This window comes from Streptomyces odontomachicola (assembly GCF_039605595.1).
GTDB lineage: Bacteria > Actinomycetota > Actinomycetes > Streptomycetales > Streptomycetaceae > Streptomyces.
In genome coordinates this window covers 277,691-296,994 of the sequence record NZ_JBCFOK010000006.1, presented here as the reverse complement: position 1 = coordinate 296,994, position 19,304 = coordinate 277,691, and the positions used below count along the sequence as shown (strand labels likewise).

Annotated in this window: 15 protein-coding genes; 2 read left to right on the top strand and 13 right to left on the bottom strand. The window is 73.4% G+C overall.

The window, feature by feature from the left end; translation table 11 throughout:
- Positions 1–236 precede the first annotated feature (236 nt).
- On the bottom strand, positions 237–1,595 hold the full coding sequence (locus ABEE00_RS13695; RefSeq protein WP_345745690.1) for an MFS transporter: 1,359 nt from the start codon (positions 1,593–1,595) through the stop codon (positions 237–239).
- 521 nt (positions 1,596–2,116) lie between these two features.
- On the opposite strand from ABEE00_RS13695, the gene ABEE00_RS13690 reads away from it, so the two are divergent.
- Positions 2,117–3,841 carry a DUF885 domain-containing protein gene (locus ABEE00_RS13690; protein WP_345745689.1) on the top strand — a complete coding sequence of 575 codons (1,725 nt, stop codon included), beginning with the start codon at positions 2,117–2,119 and terminating at the stop codon, positions 3,839–3,841.
- Between the two features lie 115 nt (positions 3,842–3,956).
- On the opposite strand, the gene ABEE00_RS13685 is transcribed toward ABEE00_RS13690, so the two are convergent.
- The 10 genes from ABEE00_RS13685 to ABEE00_RS13640 form a co-directional block, all read right to left on the bottom strand.
- Entirely contained in the window at positions 3,957–4,817 is an 861-nt protein-coding gene (locus ABEE00_RS13685; protein ID WP_345745688.1) for an SDR family oxidoreductase, read from the bottom strand.
- Positions 4,818–5,044: 227 nt separating this feature from the next.
- On the bottom strand, positions 5,045–6,763 hold the full coding sequence (locus ABEE00_RS13680) for a GMC oxidoreductase (RefSeq protein ID WP_345745687.1): 1,719 nt from the start codon (positions 6,761–6,763) through the stop codon (positions 5,045–5,047).
- 105 nt (positions 6,764–6,868) lie between these two features.
- Positions 6,869–7,861 carry an NAD-dependent epimerase/dehydratase family protein gene (locus tag ABEE00_RS13675; protein WP_345745686.1) on the bottom strand — a complete coding sequence of 331 codons (993 nt, stop codon included), beginning with the start codon at positions 7,859–7,861 and terminating at the stop codon, positions 6,869–6,871.
- 111 nt (positions 7,862–7,972) lie between these two features.
- A complete protein-coding gene (locus ABEE00_RS13670) occupies positions 7,973–8,959 on the bottom strand; it encodes a patatin-like phospholipase family protein (RefSeq protein WP_345745685.1) in 987 nt (328 codons plus the stop codon).
- Positions 8,956–9,693: a hypothetical protein gene (locus ABEE00_RS13665; RefSeq protein ID WP_345745684.1), complete on the bottom strand. Its 738-nt coding sequence runs from the start codon at positions 9,691–9,693 to the stop codon at positions 8,956–8,958. The genes ABEE00_RS13670 and ABEE00_RS13665 overlap by 4 nt, the downstream gene beginning before the upstream one ends.
- 34 nt (positions 9,694–9,727) lie before the next feature.
- Positions 9,728–11,203, bottom strand: a complete 1,476-nt coding sequence (locus ABEE00_RS13660; protein WP_345745861.1) for an FAD-binding oxidoreductase — start codon at positions 11,201–11,203, stop codon at positions 9,728–9,730.
- Positions 11,204–11,210: 7 nt separating this feature from the next.
- On the bottom strand, positions 11,211–12,317 hold the full coding sequence (locus ABEE00_RS13655; RefSeq protein WP_345745683.1) for an alpha/beta hydrolase: 1,107 nt from the start codon (positions 12,315–12,317) through the stop codon (positions 11,211–11,213).
- Between the two features lie 280 nt (positions 12,318–12,597).
- Positions 12,598–15,852, bottom strand: coding sequence for an SMC family ATPase (locus ABEE00_RS13650; protein ID WP_345745682.1), 3,255 nt, complete (start codon positions 15,850–15,852; stop codon positions 12,598–12,600).
- On the bottom strand, positions 15,849–17,030 hold the full coding sequence (locus ABEE00_RS13645; RefSeq protein WP_345745681.1) for an exonuclease SbcCD subunit D: 1,182 nt from the start codon (positions 17,028–17,030) through the stop codon (positions 15,849–15,851). Before ABEE00_RS13645 ends, ABEE00_RS13650 begins: the two co-directional genes overlap by 4 nt.
- A gap of 128 nt (positions 17,031–17,158) precedes the next feature.
- Positions 17,159–17,788 carry a YigZ family protein gene (locus ABEE00_RS13640; RefSeq protein WP_345745680.1) on the bottom strand — a complete coding sequence of 210 codons (630 nt, stop codon included), beginning with the start codon at positions 17,786–17,788 and terminating at the stop codon, positions 17,159–17,161.
- A gap of 92 nt (positions 17,789–17,880) precedes the next feature.
- Here ABEE00_RS13640 and ABEE00_RS13635 point away from each other — a divergent pair, with 92 nt between their 5' ends.
- Positions 17,881–18,288 (top strand): CoA-binding protein, encoded by a 408-nt coding sequence (locus tag ABEE00_RS13635; RefSeq protein ID WP_345745679.1) that lies wholly within the window; start codon positions 17,881–17,883, stop codon positions 18,286–18,288.
- Between the two features lie 144 nt (positions 18,289–18,432).
- Here the strand turns inward: ABEE00_RS13635 and ABEE00_RS13630 are convergent, their stop codons facing one another.
- Positions 18,433–18,711 (bottom strand): hypothetical protein, encoded by a 279-nt coding sequence (locus ABEE00_RS13630; protein WP_345745678.1) that lies wholly within the window; start codon positions 18,709–18,711, stop codon positions 18,433–18,435.
- A 10-nt stretch (positions 18,712–18,721) separates the two neighbouring features.
- Positions 18,722–19,222: a DUF5949 family protein gene (locus tag ABEE00_RS13625; protein WP_345745677.1), complete on the bottom strand. Its 501-nt coding sequence runs from the start codon at positions 19,220–19,222 to the stop codon at positions 18,722–18,724.
- Positions 19,223–19,304: the final 82 nt, after the last annotated feature.

The window sequence follows — 19,304 nt, the reverse complement described above, 5'->3', positions numbered from 1 at the left end:
CCGCGTCGATTCGCCGTCGCACCGATCCGTAACCGCTTCGACAAACGCTTCGACAACTGCGGTGTGCGGCAACGGCGTTCCGTCATGACGTCGTCGCGCCGTTCCGCGATCCCCCGCGCAGCAGAAGTCGCCTCCGCGCAGCAGAATGGGCGTGGCGGCCGCCGATACCGGCCGTCACGCCCATTCCACGCGGGCTTCTCCCCTGTCGGGCTCCGCCCGCCGTGAGGCTGTGCGGATCAGGCCGCGCTCGCCGCCGCCATCTCCCGTGCCTCCTCGCGGGTCGACGCGGCCGGGGGCGACCCGGGCAGCGGCTTGCGCGCGGACTCGGCGGCGAACCAGCAGGCGATGGCGCCGATGATCCCCGCGCCCATCAGGTAGTAGCCGGGCACGTTGATGTCCCCGGTGCTCTCCACCAGCAGGGCGTTCACGACCGCCGTCGTACCGCCGAACAGCGAGACCGACAGGTTGAAGGCGATCGACAGACCGCCGTAGCGGATCTCCGTCGGGAAGAGCGCGGGCAGCGTGGACGGCATGGTGCTGTTGAAGCAGAGCAGCATCAGCGACATCAGCGCGAGGCCCGCACCGACCGTGACCATGGTGTTCTGCTGGATCAGCAGCACCGAGGGCAGGCCGAGCACGACCAGCATGGCGCAGCCGAAGTAGATGACCGGCTTCCGTCCGATGCGGTCGGACAGCCGGCCCACGAAGGTGATGAGCACCATGCCCAGCGCCAGCACGCCGATCTCCAGGATCTGTGCCCAGGTGGTGCTGATCGAGGGCGCGTACTTGCCGATGTACTCCAGCATGTACGTGGTGAGCATGTAGTTGGTGACGTTGAAGACGAGCACCAGGCCCATGCACACCAGCATCGGCCGCCAGTACTTGGCGAAGATCTTCTTGATCTCCTTGAGGGTCTGGTTGCCCTCGCGGCCCTCCGACTCGGCGGCCACGGCCTGGAACGCCGGGGTGTCCTCCAGCTTCAGCCGGAGGTAGAGGCCGATGATGCCGATCGGGCCCGAGATCAGGAACGGAATGCGCCAGCCCCAGCTCAGCAGCGCCTCGTGCGACATGACGCCGGGGAGCTGGATGACCAGCGCGACGACGCCGCCGAAGAGGTAGCCGGTCAGCGTGCCGAACTCCAGCCAGCTCCCGAGGAAGCCGCGCTTCTTGTCGGGCGCGTACTCCGAGATGAAGGTCATCGCGCCGCCGTACTCGCCGCCGGTGGAGAAGCCCTGCACGAGGCGGGCCAGCAGCATGAGCATCGGGGCGACGGGGCCCCAGGTCGAATAGCCGGGGATGAAGGCGATGGCGAAGGTTCCGATCGCCATCAGGATGACGGTGATGGACAGCACCTTGGTGCGCCCGATCCGGTCACCGAGCGGGCCGAAGAACATGCCGCCGAGCGGGCGCACCAGGAAGGCGACGGCAAAGAGTCCGAGCGTCCCGATCATGCCGACCGTTTCGCTTGCCCCCGTGAAGAACACCGCGGTGATAACCGGCGTCAGATTGGCGAAGACCCCGAAGTCGAACCACTCGGTAATGTTGCCGATGGCGGCAGCACCGATGGCCCGTTTGATGATTCCCGGGTCGGTCACCGTTATCTCTTCGTCCCGCAGCGGCTTCCCGCCCGTAGGCTCTGATAGTTCAGCCACCACAAGAAACTCCTGTCCTACATCACCCCCGGCACTGCCTGCCGGAGGCGCACTTCGGCACGGCCCGGGCCGATACCACCGGGCCGTCGAGCCGTGCTCCGTACGGACCCCAACCCTAGGGGGTTGGATTTCGCCACTGGCCAAACTCCCGGGCGGAATAAGAACGATGTCCGAATACGCACGATGTATCGAGCAACTGGTTTTGGGTTCGCCTTGGCTCTGGCTGACTCCCCGTTGACCTTTTTTGACTTTCCCTTTACGCACCATGGGCCGACGACCGGCTCTCGGTAATTTCCCGGTGCTGACTTCCCCGTGACTCATTGCACAGGCGATGTACGCCCGTTGGCCGCCGTTTGCTCCCAACTCCGCTTCCCCGTAAGGCCGTTGACGTCCCGGGCACCTCTGCCGACCCATGGAGTGAAGGGCGGGTGACGCGGCGTCGCGCGTGGGCGAGGATGGGCCGCATGTCCGATGCATCGAAGGCCCCCACAGCCGCGGCCCCGCTGCCGCGCCAAGTCGCCGACGCGTACGTGGACGCGCTGGTCGAACTCGACCCCATCACCGGCACCTTTCTCGGGATCTCCGAGAGCCACGGGAAGCTGCCCGACTTCTCGCCCGAGGGGCAGGAGGCGATGGCCGAGCTGAGCCGCGAGACGCTGCGCAGCCTTGCCGACGCCGAGCGCAGGCCCGGCGGCGACTCCGACGCCGAGCGCCGCTGCGCCCGCCTGCTCCGCGAGCGGCTGCACGCGGAGCTCGCCGTGCACGAGGCCGAGGAGGGGCTGCGCGCGGTCAGCAACCTCAATTCGCCCGCGCACTCCATCCGCAGCGTCCTCACCATCACGCCCTCCGAGACCGAGGACGACTGGGCGGCGGTGGCCCGGCGGCTGCGGGCGGTCCCGGCCGCGCTGGAGGGGTACCGCGCCTCCCTCGGCCTGGGCCTGGAGCGCAAGCTGCCCGCGGGTCCGCGCCAGGTGTCCACCGTGATCGGCCAGCTCAGCGAGTGGATCGGCGAGTCCGAGCAGGGCGAGCCGCAGGAGGACGGGAGCTGGTTCGTCTCGTTCGCCGCGCAGGGCCCCGAGGCGCTGCGCGCCGAGCTGGCGGAGGCCGCGACCGAGGCCACCGGCGCGTTCCGCGCGCTGCGCGACTGGATGCGCGATGTGTACGCGCCGGGCGTCGAGGGCGCCCCCGAGACCGTCGGCCGCGAGCGGTACGCGCGCTGGGCCCGCTACTGGAACGGCGCCGACCTGGACCTGGACGAGGCCTACGCGTACGGCTGGTCCGAGTACCACCGGCTGCTCGCGGAGATGCGCACCGAGGCGGAGAAGATCCTGCCCGGCGCGAAGACCCCGTGGGAGGCGCTGCGCCACCTGGACACGCACGGCGAGGCCGTGGAGGGCGTGGACGAGGTGCAGCGCTGGCTCCAGTCGCTGATGGACGAGGCGATCGAGGAGCTGGACGGCACCCACTTCGAGCTGGCCGACCGGGTCAAGCGGGTGGAGTCCTGCATCGCGCCGCCCGGCAGCGCGGCCGCGCCGTACTACACGCAGCCCTCGCTGGACTTCTCACGGCCCGGCCGCACCTGGCTGCCGACCATGGGCGAGACCCGCTTCCCGGTCTACGACCTGGTGTCCACCTGGTATCACGAGGGAGTTCCCGGCCACCATCTGCAGCTCGCGCAGTGGCTGCACGTCGCCGACCAGCTCTCCAACTACCAGACCTCGGTGGGCATGGTCAGCGCCAACGCCGAGGGCTGGGCGCTGTACGCGGAGCGGCTGATGGACGAGCTGGGCTTCCTGCGCACCGCCGAGCGCCGGCTCGGGTATCTGGACGCCCAGATGATGCGGGCCGCGCGCGTGATCGTGGACATCGGCATGCACCTGGAGCTGGAGATCCCCGGCGACTCCCCGTACCACCCCGGTGAGCGGTGGACGCCGGAGCTGGCGCAGGAGTTCTTCGGCATGCACAGCGGGCGTCCCGCCGACTTCGTGGAGAGCGAGCTGGTGCGCTATCTGGGCATGCCGGGCCAGGCCATCGGCTACAAGCTCGGCGAGCGCGCGTGGCTGACCGGGCGTGCCGCGGCGCAGAAGGCGCACGGCGACGCGTTCGACGCGAAGAAGTGGCACATGGCGGCGCTGTCCCAGGGGTCGCTCGGACTCGACGACCTGGTGGCGGAGCTCTCCGCGCTGTAGCAGTGCGCACGGCGTGTGGGGCGCCGTGCGTCGGGCGTACGAGGGCCGGGTGCCCCTCCCTCGGCGGAGGGGCGCCCGGCCCTCACGCATGCTGCGGGGCGCGGGCGCGCCGGGGTCAACGGGCGAAGCCGCCCTCGGAGTTGATCACCTCGCCGGTGATCCAGGACGCCTCGTCGGTGGCCAGCCAGCACAGCAGCCGCGCCGGGGTGTCAGGATCGGCCCAGCGCCCGCCGGGGAACATCGCCGCGACCGCCGCGTGCTGCGCGCCCTCCAGGTAGCCGGTGTCCACCGGGCCCGGATTGACCGCGTTCACGGTGATCCGCAGCGGCCCGAGCGCGGTGGCGAGGGTGCGTACGGAGGAGGCGAGCGCGCCCTTGGCCAGCCCGTACGCGATCTCCTCCGGCATGCCGCCGCGCACGTCCTGGCCCGAGGTCATGAACAGCAGGCTCCCGTGCGGGGCCCCGGCCGGCCGCGGCTGACGCGCGAGGGCCTGCGCGAGCAGCACGGCGGAGCGGGCGTCGGTCGCCCAGTGCGCGTCGAGCATCCCCGCGTCCACGGCGCCCTCGCCGACCAGCGGCCCGTCGCCGCCGCTCAGCGCGTGATTGGCGACGAGCACGTCCAGCCGCTCGGCACCGAGCGCCTCGGTGGCCTCGGTCACGAGCCGCGCCGGGGTGTCGGGGTGGGAGAGGTCGCCGGGTCCGTGCGCGATCACGGCGCCCTCGGCCGCGAGCGCGCGCACGTCGCGGGCCAGCGCCTCGGGCCCGTCCGGGTCGGCGCCCCAGGGCCGCGCGCTGTCGTGCGGCGTGTGGTGGTGCAGATAGACGTGCGCCCCGTACGCGGCGAGCCGGCGGGCGACGGCGTACCCGATCCCCGCCCGCCGGCTGGCCCCCGTGACCAGCGCGGCCCGCCCCCGCAACGGCAGCGGGTCACGGTACGGGGGCTCGGGCGCGGCCCCGGGTGTGGAAGTCCCATGCATGGGGCCGACTTTGCGTGGTGCGGTGCGGGGTGTCACGCGAATTTCCCGGTGTCGCGTGCTTCCCGGCCTCGCGTGTCGGCGCAAGGTCCGCTCCGACCGCCGGCCGCCACCGCTGTGGTCGTACGCCGCTGCGGCGGATGCCTCTTTTGCGGGGTCCAAGTCGTTGCTCCGCCGCAGCGGAAAGCAGTCCCTCGCGGACCGGTCGGCGGTGACGGCGGGGCGTCGGCTCAGGTGTCGGACTCCAGGATCCGGTCGCTCATGCGGTCCGACCACGCCGCGATCGTCAGTGACGGGTTGGTGCCCACGGAGCCCGGCATCGCCGCGCCGTCGGACACGTACAGGCCGGGGTGGCCGTACACCTCTCCGTACGGGTCGCAGACGCCCTCCGCGATGTGGCGGCCCATCGGGGCGCCGCCCAAGGGGTGCACCGTCACGATGCGGCGCAGGAACCACAGCGGGTTGTCCATGTAGTGCGCGTCCAACTGCTGTGCCAGGTCCCGCATGGTGGCGCGCACCCGCTCGAAGTACGCGGTGCTGGTGCGGGTGGTCCACAGCACGTCCAGGTAGCCGTCCTTCAACCGGCCCTTGCCGTCCGGCACATCGCGCCCCATGCCCAGCAGCGGCAGCGCGCCGGCGGACAGCGCGCCGTTGCCGATCAGCCGGGAGATCTCGTCGCCGATGCGCCGGTCGGAGCGCCCCTGCCACAGGCCCAGCAGCCAGCGGGTGGCGAACTCGGCGGTGCGGAACAGGTTCCCGTACACATCGGCCGAGCCCGCGAGCCAGTCGGTGAAGCCGGGGTAGCCGCCGTCCTCGACGTAGTAGCCGCGCCCGCCCGCGCCGTCGCCGTCGGCCTCGTCGCCGATCCGCACCGCGCTGGTGATCACGGGCCCGCGGGTGGCGTCGTACCCGGTGCCCGGAATGCTCCCCGCCTCGGGGTCGCGGGGCAGCAGGAAGGTCAGCAGGTCGCCGTTGCCGGACATGCGGGTGCCCAGCGCCGGGCTCAGCCCGGGCAGCCGCACCCGGTTCTTGAGCAGCAGATACGTGGTGCCGTACGTACCAGCACCCAGGATCAGCCGGTCGCAGGTGACGGTGCGCTCGGGCAGCGCGCGGGTGTCGGTGCGGCTCCCCTCGGACTCCGGCGCGTGCTCCACGTACCGCACCTGGTAGCCGCGTCCCGCGTCCCGCACGCCGAAGGTGCGCACCTCGCAGCGGGTGCGGATCTGCGCGGGGCAGGGGCGCGCCGCGGCGGCAGCGGAGAGATAGGTGTGGTCGAGGGTGTTCTTGGACCCGTCGTTGCAGCCGATGTCGCACTCCCCGCACAGCCGGCAGGTGCGCCGCGGCACGCCGTGCAGATTGGCGTAGCCGGGGTCGGCGAGCGGCACGCCGATGGCGGGCTCGTCGCCCGGGCGGGCCGCGAAGCTGACGGCCAGCGGCGGGAGCTGCCAGTCGAGCCCCAGCTTCTCCGCCGCCTCGCGCATCGCGTGGGTCTTCGCGGTGCTCGCGTACGCGGGCCGGCGCAGCGGGTACGGGGTGGCGCCGAGCATCCGCTCCACCCGCTCGTAGTGCGGGTCGAGGTCGGCGCGGGTGACGGGCCAGTTCTCATACCCTCCGCCGGGCAGCGGCTGCTGCCGCACGAACCACTTCTCGTCCTTGCGCAGCAGCACGTTGGCGTAGAGCAGGGAGCCGCCGCCCAGGCCGCTGGAGACGACCGAGCCGAAGCCGCGGAAGGACCACACGTCGAACATGCCGTGCAGTCCCTCGCTCGGATCCCAGAAGGCCCGGCTCATCGCCCGCGGCGTGCGCGGGAAGCTGCCCGGCGGGTACGGGCGCCCGCGCTCCAGCACCAGCACCCGCTTCCCGGCCTCGGCGAGCCGGTACGCGGCGACCGAGGCGCCGAAGCCCGAGCCGACGACGACGGCGTCCATGTGCTCGGGGGTGGACGTCATGGGCGGTTCCCCCATTCGCTTTCGCTATGACGTTGTGTGGTCTGAGCGGTGCGGGCGCCGTTGTGATGCGCGCGCAGGGTTGCCGGCCGTGCCAGTCGGCGGGTGCTAGTCGGCGGGCTCCGCACCGGTCTCCGCCGCGAGGCGGCGCAGGCCCTCGTCGCGGCTGATGACGGGGCGGTAGCCCAGCTCGCGCCGGGCCGCGCCGTCGTCGACGGTCATCTCCTGGCCCGAGAGCACCAGGAAGGTGCGGGTCACGGGCGGTTCGCCGCGCAGCGGCAGCAGCCGCCAGGCGGTCTCGCCCGCGCGTGCCACCGCCGCCAGCACCCAGCGCGGGAGCGAGCGGTCGGGCAGCCGCGTACCGGCGGTGGCGGCGAGCGCGGTCAAAAAGGCGCGGAACTCGACGGGTTCGCCGTCGGTGAGGAAGTACGCGCGCCCGCCCGACCCCCGTTCCAGCGCGGCGAGGATGCCCGCGCAGGCGTTGTCCACGTGGCAGGTGGAGGTGCGGTAGCGGCCGCCGTCCACCCACGCGTACCGGCCCCTGCGCACCGCCTCCAGCAGCGCGGGCAGCACCGTGGCGTCGCCCGGGCCCCACACTAGGCGGGGCCGCACCGCCAGGGTGGTCAGGCCCGCCGTGCCGTCGGCGCCCAGCACCATGTCCTCGGCGATGCCCTTGGTCCGCGCGTACTCCCCCACCGGGCGCGACGGGCGCGTCCTGCTCTCGTCCGCGTCGCGCAGCGGGCGGCCGTCGGCGAGCACCGCCTCGGTGCTCACCTGCACCAGGCGGCGCACCCCGGACTCCCGCGCCGCCTCCAGCACGGCGCGGGTGCCGTTGATGTTCACCTCCGCGAACTCCTGTGCCGGGCCCCACTGTCCGGTGAGCGCCGCGGCGTGCACCACCGCGTCGCAGCCCGCCATGCCCTGGCGCAGCGCGGCGCGGTCGCCGAGCGCGCCGCGCACCGGCTCGGCGCCGCGCGCCGCGACCGCGCGCTCCGCGGTGCCGGAGCGCGCGAGCGCCGTCGCGGTGTGCCCGGCCTCCGCGAGCGCGGCCAGCAGATGGCCGCCGAGGAAGCCGGAGCCCCCGGTCACGAACACCTTCACCGTTCTCTCCTCAACTCGCTGCTCGACTCGCTGTGCGGCTCGCTGCTCGCCTCGCGCCCGACGCGCTGCTCGACGGCTCGGCGCCGGGCGGCTCCCCGCCCGGCGCCGCCCTCAACTCCCCGTGCCGCGGGCGCCGGCCAGCGGCGCCCAGGAGGCCAGCGCCTTCGCCGCGACCTCCTGCCCGTGCTCCATGACGCGGCGCGCCACATCGGGCCGGAACCGCAGGAACCCGGACGCCGTGAAGGGCATCCCGGACGGCTCGATCAGCAGCATGTCCACCTGTTTCCTGTCGGTGGTGCCCGGCGCCTCCACGGCCAGCCTGTTCACCGTCTCCGCGTGCCGGTAGTCCGCCATCAGCGCCGCGTACGCGACGTTCTCGGCGAGCAGACCGACCGCCTCCGACAGGGTCTTCGGCGTGGGTGCCGGGCGCTGCGCCCCTCCGGCCGACACCACGATCACCGCGTCCGGCTCGTACGCCAGCGCGGGCTTCAGCGGCGTGTTGGCCACCAGGCCCGCGTCCACGTACTCCGAGGTGCCCACCCGGCCGTTGGCGAACAGCAGCGGTGCTGCCGTCGTCGCCATCAGATGCTCGACGCCCAGGTCGGCGCGCACGAACTCGGGGCCGCGCCGGTGCGCCGGCGGCAGCGCGCTCACGAAGCGGGTCACCCCGGCGCCCGCCTGGTCGACCGCCGAGACGATCACCGTCCGCCCCTCCTCCACCGGCAGCGGCCCCGAGCCGAAGTGCCGGGTGAAGGTACGCCGCGAGCGCGCGGTGTCCAGCAGCCACATCCAGCGCGTGGCGTCCATGACGTACTCCACGAGCCCGTTGCGCGGCCAGCGGAGCAGCTTCCGCACATCGATCAGGTTCCACACATCGAGGCGCGGCCTGAACAGGTCGTCGCAGACGGTGGTCGTCCACAGCTCGGCGAGTTCCTCGGCCTCGGTGCCGGTGCCCAGCGCGTACGCGGTGAGCGCGCCGGCCGACACCCCGGACAGCACCTCGGGGCGCACCCGGGCCTCGGCCAGGGCGCGGGCCACCCCCGCGCTGAAGTACGCGGCGGGGGCGCCCCCTCCGGAGAAGACGACGGCGAGTTTCACGGGGCGCCGCCCTCACCGGGGCCGCGTGCGGGTCCGGTGTCCCCGCCCGGTTCGGCGGCCCGGCCGAGATAGGTGCGGGCCAGCCCCTGCGCGAACAGCAGCGCGTAGGAGCCGAGGGCCTGCCCGGTGTCCAGCAGCCCGCCCGACCAGGGCGTGCGCACCGAGGCGAGCAGCCGCGCGACCTGCGCGGGGGTGAGCCGCAGCACGCCGGCGCCGACCACTTCGCCGTCAGGGCCCGTGCCCCGGTGCAGGCGCACCGCCAGCGTGGTGGTGTCCTCCCACACCCACAGCGGCGCGATCGCGGCCGGGCGGGTGGAGGCGGTCTTGCGCCCGGTGAGGTGGTACGGCGACCCCCGGTGGTGGAAGGTCAGCTCGTACACCATCAGCGGACTGCCGCCGTCCCCGTCTGCCGCGTCCAGACCGCCGTTCCCCGCCACCCGCTGTCCGGGGAAGAGCTGGAACACCCCGTCGGTGAACGGGACGCGGTGTCGCACCCCGGGCAGTTCGACCTCGCCGCTGAGCCGCGCGGGGCGGCGCGGCGGCGTGGTGAAGGCGTGCGTGTCGTCCACCGTGACCAGGGCGTGCAGCACCAGCTCCCAGCCGGTCGACCGCCCTTCGCTCGCGCCCTCCTCCGGTGTGGTCGCGCCCATCGCGAACGGGCCCGCCATCCGCTCGCGGAAGGTCAGCGCCGTGTGGCCGCCCGAGCGGGCGGCGTCCTGTGTCGCCGTTGCCATCGAAGTGCCCCTCCCCGTGCCCAGCCGTCGGTGCCTAGCCCTCGGTGGATTCGCCGGAGCCGCTCCCCGGCTCCCCTGCCCCCTGCTGCTGCGGCTCCGCGCCCTCGCCGTTCTTCCTGGCGGCGGTGGCGGCGTAGTCGGGGTCCCAGCGCGCGTTGGGGTCCACCTTGGCGCGGATGTCCGGGTCGCTGCCGGTCAGCGAGTGCATGTAGCGGAACGCCTGGTTGCGCACGGCGAGTTCGTCGATCCGCGCCACGAACTGCTGGAGCACGCTTCCGGTCAGCTTCTCCGGGTCGACGCCGAGGTAGAGCATCAGCTCGCAGTACCGCTTGGAGCCGCCCTCGGGCCCGGCGAGGTAGTCGGAGCGGATCGCCTTGACGTAGACCGACACGAAGGTCACGCCGCCGCTGGACTGCCGCTCGCGCAGGGCCAGTTGGGTCAGTTCGCGCAGCAGCGTCTCGAAGTGCTCGACGGGTGCGAGGACGATGAACATCCGGGTCGGGTCACCGACCGTGGAGTCCAGCACCTGGTCGGTGAACCGCTCGATGTTCTTGGCGGTGCCGAAGCCCGGCGGCAGCAGGACGGTGCCGAAGCCGAGGTACTTCACCAAGTCGTCGACGGCGGTGGGCAGCCGCCCGGCCCAGTAGCCGAGGAACTGCTGATAGCCGTAGGCGACCCGGTCGTAGAGCGTCTTGAACGGGTTCTGCGGCGTCTCGTGGTACGAGGAGAACTGGCCGAGCCGTACGCTGCCGCCCACCGGCAGCGGCATGTCAGCCCACGCGCCGCGCTCCATCAGCGCGTCGCCCGGGTCCCTGACCAGCCGCGCCGAGTGCTCGATGAACTTCTCGAAGTCGGTGGTCACGAAGCGGTCGTTGGACAGGATCGTGCGCCACTTGTCGATCCGCACGATCCGCACGGTCAGGCTGGTGATCACCCCGTGCCTGCCGGTGCCGGCGAGCACCTGGAAGAAGCGCTCGCGCTGCTGCTCCCGGCTGCACCGGTGCACATCGCCGTCCCAGTCGACGTACTCCAGCTCGCTCACGGTGTCCAGGAACAGCCCGTACCTGTGCGAGGCCGGGCTGATCCCTCCGACCGAGGCGAAGCCGGCCGCGGTGATGTGGTTGTGGTCGCCGACCACGGACAGGCCCAGGCCGCGCTCGCCGAGCGCCACGTCGACGTCGAAGAGCAGCGCCCCGGCCTGCATGGTGCAGGTCAGGTTGTCCTCGTCCACCTCCACGACCCGGTTCATCAGGGTGGTCAGCAGCAGGGTGCCGCCCTCGGCGGTGACCAGGTGGTTGCTGGAGTGCCCGCTGCCGCGCACCACCAGGTGCTCGCCGAGCGTGCGGGCCTCGCGCACCGCGCGCACCACGTCGGCGGTGCCGCGGGGCAGCAGCACCTTGCCCGGCCAGTGCGCCGCGATGTGGGGGTCGCCCACCCGCTCCCAGTCGTACGCCAGGCTCGACAGGGAGTCGTGGGTGAACGTTTCATGACTGCTGGGCTGGTACGCCATCGCCACGTCAGGCTCCGTGTTGTTTGAGGAAGTCGAGCATCCGCGGGAACACGTCGCGATCGGCGCGCTCTCCCATGAAGACGTCCTGGTGGCCGTAGCCGGGGAAGACCGCCAGCTCGTGCCGTCCGGGCGCGACAGCCTCCAGCCGCCTGTGGCACACCACGTTGGCGTCGGTGAAGACCCGGTTGCTGTCGCCGGTGGTCAGCAGCACGGGGGTCTCGTTCTCTGCGGCCCCCGCCAGGTAGTCGTCGGGCAGCGTGTCGTACCGCGGGTCGTTCCTGTCGTACTTGACGGCCCGCCCCGCGACGACCATGGCGCGCACGTGCCGGTAGTAGTGCACACCGGTCGCGCCGTAGAGGTCGCCGCTGCGGCGGTGGGTGATCTCGTGCAGCTTGTTGTGGCTGTAGAGCGCCGGCCATCCCGTGCCCCACATCATGCTGAGCATGTGGCAGGAGCTCTCCTCGCACTCCGGGTGCGCGAGGTCCACGAGCTTCGCGAACGCCCAGGCGGGCGTGAAGCGCGGCTCGTAGGCCCAGCGCGGGTCGAGGTACGGGAAGCCCAGCACGTACTCGGTCAGGCCCGGCGCGACGAACAGCTTGATCCGGGACCAGTCGGGCACGCGCGGGGTGAGCGCCGCGCTGTTGAGGATGACGCTGGTGATGCCGTCCACCGCGCCGCCGAAGAGGCTCATGGCGAAGGACACCGAGCCCAGGCAGTGCGCGATGACATGGATGCGCCGGTCGTGCCCGACCGCCTCGCGCAGCTTCGCGAGCGCCGCCGGATAGTCGTAGAGCGCGATGTCGTCCATGGAGAAGCGGTGCCGCCCGCGGTTGTACGGGTGGCGGTTGCTCATCCGGTAGTCCAGCGTCCACACGTCGCCATAGCCGTTGTCCAGCAGGAAGCGGACCAGGTTCTGGTGCTCGGGCATGATGAACATGTCGCTCGACGTGGTCAGTCCGTGGATCACCAGCACCACGTCGTCGCCCCCGCCGCGCTGGAAGCGCAGCATGCTCAGGCCGAGGCCGTCGTCCGTGGTGAACGGGTGCGTGCTGATGTCGGCGTCCGGGACGCCCTCGAGCGTGTAGAGCGGTATGCGCGGGATGGTGCGAGACACGTCAGCCCCCCTGACGTACGGCCCCTGACGGGCCCTCCACCGATCGTTTACATGCGTTCGTTTACATGCGTGCACGCGCTGTGGGATCCAGGACGGTACGGAGGGCCCCAAGCGGCGTCAAGCGCCGTATCCCGCCCGGGAATTGGCCGGAAATCCGACTGTTTTCCCGGCCTTCCCGGCTGAGCGGGGTGCGCTACCGCGAACGCCGTACACACTCCGGACGCGCGTCATGGAGTGGTTGCGCACCAACGTCCCCGCACCCAACGGGGACCGGAGCCCCCTACCCGCTCACCACCGCGTGGTGCCTCAGCCGCGACCCCCGCCGGGACTTGAGCACCTCCAACTGCGCCCCCACCCGCTGCCGCAGATCAGCGACGTGGCTGACGATCCCCACGCAACGGTCCCTCTCCCGCAGCGAGTCCAACACGTCCAGCACCTCATCCAACGTCTCCGCGTCCAGGCTCCCGAAGCCCTCGTCGATGAAGAGCGTGTCGAGCCGCGTCCCCCCGGACTCCTCGGTGACCACGTCGGCGAGCCCGAGCGCGAGCGCGAGCGAGGCCGAGAAGGTCTCGCCGCCGGAGAGCGTCGCGGTGTCCCGCTCGACACCGGTCCACGCGTCGATGACGTGCAGCCCCAGCCCGGACCGCCCGCGCCCTGACATCTCGTCGCTGTGCACCAGCGTGTAGCGCCCGCCCGACATCCGCGCCAGCCGCACGCTCGCCGCGGCCGCGACCTGCTCCAGGCGCGCGGCCAGCACATAGGTCTCCAGCCGCATCTTGAGCGCGTTCTCCGCCGCGGTGCCGGCGGCCAACTGCGCGAGCCGCGCGGTGCGTTCGTACCGCGTGCGCAGCGGCGCCAGCCGTCGTACGTCCTCCGCCGCGCGCCCCGACAGCCGGTCGAGCTCGGCGCAGCGCTTGCCCGCCGCGGTCTCGCCGCTCGCCGCGTCCTGCAACCGCGCCGCCGCCGCGGCGAGCGAGCGCTCGGCGCCCTCGACGTCCGCCGCCGGACGCGAAGCAGCCGCGGCCAGCACCACATCGTCCAACTCGGCGGCCACGGCGGCCCGTTCGGCCTGCCACTGCTCCAGCCCGCGCCGCAGCGCCTGCTGCTCCGCCTCGCCGAGCACGGCCTCGGCGGCGGCCTGCGGCGTACCGAATCCCGCGCGGTACGCCGCGTCCGCGAGCCTGTCGTCGGCGTCCTTGAGCCGCTGCGCCGTGGACCGCGCGGACCGCGCCGCCTCCGCCGCCTCGGCCAGCGCCGCCGCACGCGACTCCAGCGCCGCGGCGCGCTCGGCGACGCTGGACGCCGCGCCCCGCACCTGCCGCACCTCCTCGACCAGGGACTCCCGCTCGCGCAGCAGGGCCTCGCGCTGCGACGTACGGGAGGCGACGCGCTGCCCGGCCTCCTGCTGCTGGGCGAGGCGGCGCGCGTGCTCGCGCTCGGCGGCGTCCAGCGCCTCGCGGGCCGCGTGCGCGTCGGCGGCCGCCGCGTGCGCCGACGCGTGCTCGCGCTCCAGCCGCGCCGCCTCCTGGGCCAGCAGCTCCGCGCTCTCCTCGCCCGACTCGGCGCGGGCGGCCGCCAGGTGCTCGCGCACGGCCGAGGCCCGCTGCTCGGCGCGCTCGCGCTCCGCCTCGGCCTCCCGGTGCGCGGCGAGCGCGGCGTCCTCCGCCGCGCGGTCCACATGCCCCTCCCCGGGCCGCGCCGGATCGGGGTGCTCGGGCGAACCGCACACCTTGCACGGCTCCCCGTCCCGCAGCCCCTCGGCGAGCTCGGCGGCGAAACCGCGCAGCCGCCGGTCCTTGAGGTCCAGCCAGTGCTCGTACGCCGCGGCCGCGCGCTCCCTCGCGCTCAGCAGCCCCTCGTCGGCCCGGCGCCGCTCCTCCTCGTGCCGGTCCCTGCGCCCGGCGGCCTCGGCGCGGCGCCGCGCGGAGTCGAGCTGCGCGCCGAGCTGTTCGGCGCGGGTGGCGGCCTCGTGGGCCGCGTCGATGCGGCGGGTGTGCGCCTCGCGCGCGGACTCCCAGCCCGAGAGCCACTCCTCGGCCTCGCGCAGCGCCTCGTCGTCGGCGCGGGAATCGCGCTCCAGCACGGCGAGTTCGTCCCCGATGCGGGAGGCGCGCTGCTCGGAGCGGCGCGCGGAGTCCAGCGCCCCCAGCTCCTGGCGTGCGGCCCGCTCCAGCTCGGTCAGCCGCTCGGGCGGCGCCTCGGCCACCGACTCCACCGTGTCCGCCGGGGCCATCGGGTCCGCCGGATCGCCGCCTTTACGGGACTCCGGCTGCTCCAACAACCGCGCCCGGCACCGGCGTTCGGCCTCGGCGGCCTGCGCGTGCTCGGCCTGCGCCGACTCGCGCAGCCCGAGCGCCGGTGCCACGGCATCCGCGGAACGGGCGCGCTCCAGCCGCTCCCGCACGCGCTCCTGCTCCGGCGCCCGCTCCTCCAGCTCGGCGGCGCGGCGCTGCGCCTCGGCATAACGCCGCTGGTCACGCGCGATCTCCCGTACGTCGTCCAGGCGCGCGGCCGCCGCTGCGTGCTCCTCCTCCGCGGCGCGCGCGGCGAGCGCGGCGATGTCCCGCTGCTCCCTCGCACGGGCGCGGGCCAGCGCCGCCCACTCCAGCACGGCTCCGGCCAGCCCCGGGTCCCCGGGCGTGAGCGCGCCGGGGCTGAGCGCGCCGGCGCCCGCGTCCTCGGAGCGGGCGTCGGTGCGGGCATCGGCACGGGTATCGCTGCGGGCATCGGCACGGTTCGCGGTACGGGCCGACGCGCGGCGCCCGCGCTGCCCCGGAACCGGCCGCCCCGCCTCGCCCTCGGATTCCCCGGACTCCCCCGGTGTCCCCGAGCGCACCAGCACATCGGCGGATGACGCGGGCCCCGCCTCCTGCTGCATGCGCTGGGCGAGGGCGAGCAACTCCTCGTCGCCCGCCCGCACTTCGTCCTCCGCCGCGCGGCGCATCGCGGCGAGCTCGTCCTCGACGGCGCGGAATCTGCCGGTGTCGAAGAGCGTGGACAGCAGCTTCCTGCGGTCGTCCACGCTCGCCCGCAGGAAGCGCGCGAAGTCGCCCTGCGGCAGCAGCACCACCTGGCAGAACTGGTCCCTGCTCATCCCGAGCAGCCGGGTGATCTCCTCGCCGATCTCCTGGTGCGAACGGCTGAGCGCGCGCCAGTCGCCGGTCGCCGCCTCGTGCTCGCGCAGCCAGGACTGGGCCTTCTCCACCGTGAAGCCGCTGCCCCGCCGCTTCGGCCGCCGCTGCTCGGGGCGCCGGGTGACCTCCAGGCGCCGCCCGGCGACGGTGAGTTCGAGGGTCACCTCGGTGAGGGTGCCGGGCGCCGCGTGGTCGCTGCGCAGGGTGCCGCCGGGCTGCTGGCGGGCGCCGGGAACCCCTCCGTACAACGCATAGCAGACCGCGTCCAGCACGGATGTCTTGCCCGCTCCGGTGGCTCCGTGCAGCAGGAAGAGACCCGCGGCCGAGAGCTCGTCGAAGTCGGCCTCGTGGGTGCCGCCGAACGGTCCGAAGGCCGTCATGCTCAGCCGGTGCAGCCTCATCGGCCCACCTCGCTGCGGCTCGTCCCGCTGCGCGCCTCCTCGGCGCGCGCCGCGTCCAGCGCCGCGCCGAGCATGGCCCGCTCCTCGTCGTCGGCCCCGCGTCCGGCGCGCACATGGCCGACGAAGTCCTCCGCGACCTCCTGGTCGCTGCGGCCCTTCAGCCGCCGTGCGTACGAGATCTCCGGCGCCCCGTCCTCGCGCTCGGGCTCGAAGGACAGGGCGAGGATGTGCGGGAAGCGCTCGGCGAGCCGTGCCATGGGCTCGCTCGGTCTGGCCCGGTCCGTCAACGTGGCCTCGACCCACGCCCCTTCGTGCCGCTCCAGCGCGGGATCGGCGAGCAGGTCGTCCAGGGCGCCGCGGATCCTGGCCAGCGGGCGCGGCACGGGGCAGTCCAGGCGCTCGGCCTCCACACCGCCGTCCGGGCCGAGGTCGATCAGCCACATGGACTTGCGGTGGCCGGACTCGGAGAAGGAATAGGCCAGCGGCGAACCGGAATAGCGCACCCGCTCGGTGATCGTCTGGCAGCCGTGCAGATGGCCCAGCGCCGCGTAGTCCACGCCCTCGAAGACGGAGGCGGGGACCGAGGCCACCCCGCCGACGGTGATGTCCCGCTCGCTGTCGGAGGACTCGCCGCCGGTGACGAAGGCGTGCGCCAGCACCACGGAGCGGGTGCCCTCCTCCCGCGCGGCCAGGTCCTCGCGCACCCGGGCCATGGCGGCCTCCAGCACCGCCGTGTGCCCGCCGCGCTCGGCGCCCAACTGGGCCCTGACCAGCGCCGGTTCGAGATAGGGCAGGCCATAGAACGCGACCTCGCCGTGCGCGTCGGCGAGCACCACGGGGGTGCCGATCCCCGCAGGGTCGGTGCGCAGGTGTATCCCGGCCTTCTCCATGAGCCCCGAGCCGACGCCCAGTCTGCGGGCCGAGTCGTGATTGCCGGAGATCATGATGGTGGGGACGCCGATCCTGGCGAGCCGGTGCAGCGCGTGGTCGAACAGCTCCACGGCCGGCAGCGGGGGCACGGCGCGGTCGTAGAGGTCACCGGCCACCAGGACGGCGTCGACCTCCCGCTCCTCGGCCGTGGCGACGAGGTGGTCGAGGAAATCCCGCTGGGCATCGAGCAGGCTCACGCGGTGGAAGCCGCGGCCCAGATGCCAGTCCGACGTGTGCAGCAGACGCATGGTCACCGACCTTAAGCCCCGCCACTGACAACGCGTCCCGTCCCCCGTACACCGGCACCTCGCCCGGGCCACACCGGGGCATCACCCAAGCTCCACCGGCACCGGCACGCCGCGGCGCCGCGGAACGGCTACAGCGTCCCGTACGCCTCTCCGCCCAGCTCCAGCCGCGCGGTGCCCGCGGTCGCGTCGGCGAGCCAGGCGCGGAAGTCCTCGACGTCGGCCTCGGGGAGCCCGAGTTCGATGCTGACCTCGGCGCCGTAGCGGACCTCGCGCACGGAGCGTCCCGTCGCGCGCAGGTCGTTCTCCAGCTTGCCCGCGCGCTGGTGGTCCGCGGTGACCGTGACTAGCCGGAAGCGCTGGCGCACCACGGTGCCGATCGCGTCCAGCGCCTCGCCGACCACCCCGCCGTACGCGCGGATCAGGCCGCCCGCGCCCAGCTTGACGCCGCCGAAGTAGCGGGTGACCACGGCGACCGTGTAGCGCACCTCGCGGCGGGTGAGCATCTGCAGCATCGGCACCCCGGCCGTGCCGCCGGGCTCGCCGTCGTCGCTGGCCTTCTGCACGGAGCCGTCGGCGCCGATGACGTACGCCCAGCAGTTGTGGTTCGCGGTGGGGTGCTCCCTCTTGATCCGCGCGACGAACCGCTGCGCCTCCTCCTCGGTGGCGGCCGGCGCCAGGGCGCACAGAAAGCGCGAGCGGCTGATCTCCGACTCGTGCACGCCCTCGCCGGCGACGGTCACGTACTGCTCCTGCTGCATCGGACCAGCCTAAGGCCCCGCCGGAAATCCCAGGTCACCGGGAACGCGGGCCGGCCGGGAATGCTTGGAGGGCGGCGCGGGTTGGCGCCGTCATGTACGGAGACCAGGAGACGGTGCGCAGGATTCTCAACGAGGCCGGCGACACGTGGGCGGTGGTCGGCCTCTCCACCAACCGCTCGCGCGCGGCGTACGGCGTGGCCGAGGTGCTGCAGCGCTTCGGCAAGCGCGTGGTGCCGGTGCACCCGAAGGCGGAGACGGTGCACGGGGAGCAGGGGTACGCGAGCATCGCCCACATCCCCTTCGACGTCGACGTGGTGGACGTCTTCGTGAACTCGGACCAGGCAGGCGAGGTCGCCGACGAGGCGGTGCGGAAGGGCGCGGGCGCGGTCTGGTTCCAGCTCGGAGTGATCGACGAGGCGGCGTACGGGCGCACCCGCGCGGCGGGCCTCGACATGGTGATGGACCGCTGCCCGGCGATCGAGATCCCGAAGCTGGGCTGAGGCAGGCGAGGCGTACGCGGAAGGCGCCGGCACCCCGCAGGCGCGCCCACAAGCACGCCCCATAAGCACGCCACCAGGCATGACGAGGGGCCCCGCTCCCCTTCGAGCGGGGCCCCTCGTCGTGCGGCCGGCGAACCGTTCCGCTCAGCCCTCCCCGTCCGGCGGGAGGATGAAGCCGCGCACGGACCGGCTGCCCGGAGGCATCGCGGGCCGGTCCCGGGCCACCTGCGCGGGAGCGTCGCGGAAGGCGGCGACGGCCGAGGTCAGCGCCGCGGCCGTGGTGTCGGTGCGCGCTGCGGGGTCGGCGCTGTCGTACACCCGCCACTCCCCCTCGGGGTCGCGGGGGTCGACGGGCGCGACGACCCCCGGCACACCGGCGGCCCGCAGCACCGCCTCGGCGCTCCGGGCCTGCCCTGCGTCCACGCCGTACCCCTCAGGACTGGATGGTGCGGACGGGCAGCATCAAGTGGGCCGCGCCTGCCAGCACTTCCTCGTCGCCGACGAAGGCGCGCAGCGCCTCCTCGGTGACCTCGCTGCCCGTGGCGGCCGCCGTCCAGGGGCGGGTGGCGAAGAGGAAGTACACCTGGCCCCGCGCACGCGCCGCGTCCAGCCACTCCTGGCGCGCCTGGTACTTCACGCTCAGCCGCGGCATGGTGAGCGCGAGCTGGTCGCCCTCGATGATCAGGCTGACGATGTTGCGCACGGCGGCGGTCTCCGGCTCCGCGCCACCGAGCGGCAGTCCGATCTCCTCCAGCAGCGCTCGCGCGGCGGCCTCGCCGGCCTCGGGTCCCTCCGCGCCGTCGCCGGTGGAGAACGCCAGCAGGAAGGCCAGGTCCTTCCCGTCCTCGGGATTTTCGCCGGACCAGCCGAGCACCCTGAGGGTGCCCACTGCTCCGGGCTGGAAGGTGCCCTTGTCGGGCTGCGTGGTGGTCATGCGGGGGACCCTAGTGGCGGCATGGGCCGACAGGGCGGAGATATCACCCGGCCAGGGGGCATGGGCGGCGCCGAATGACCCG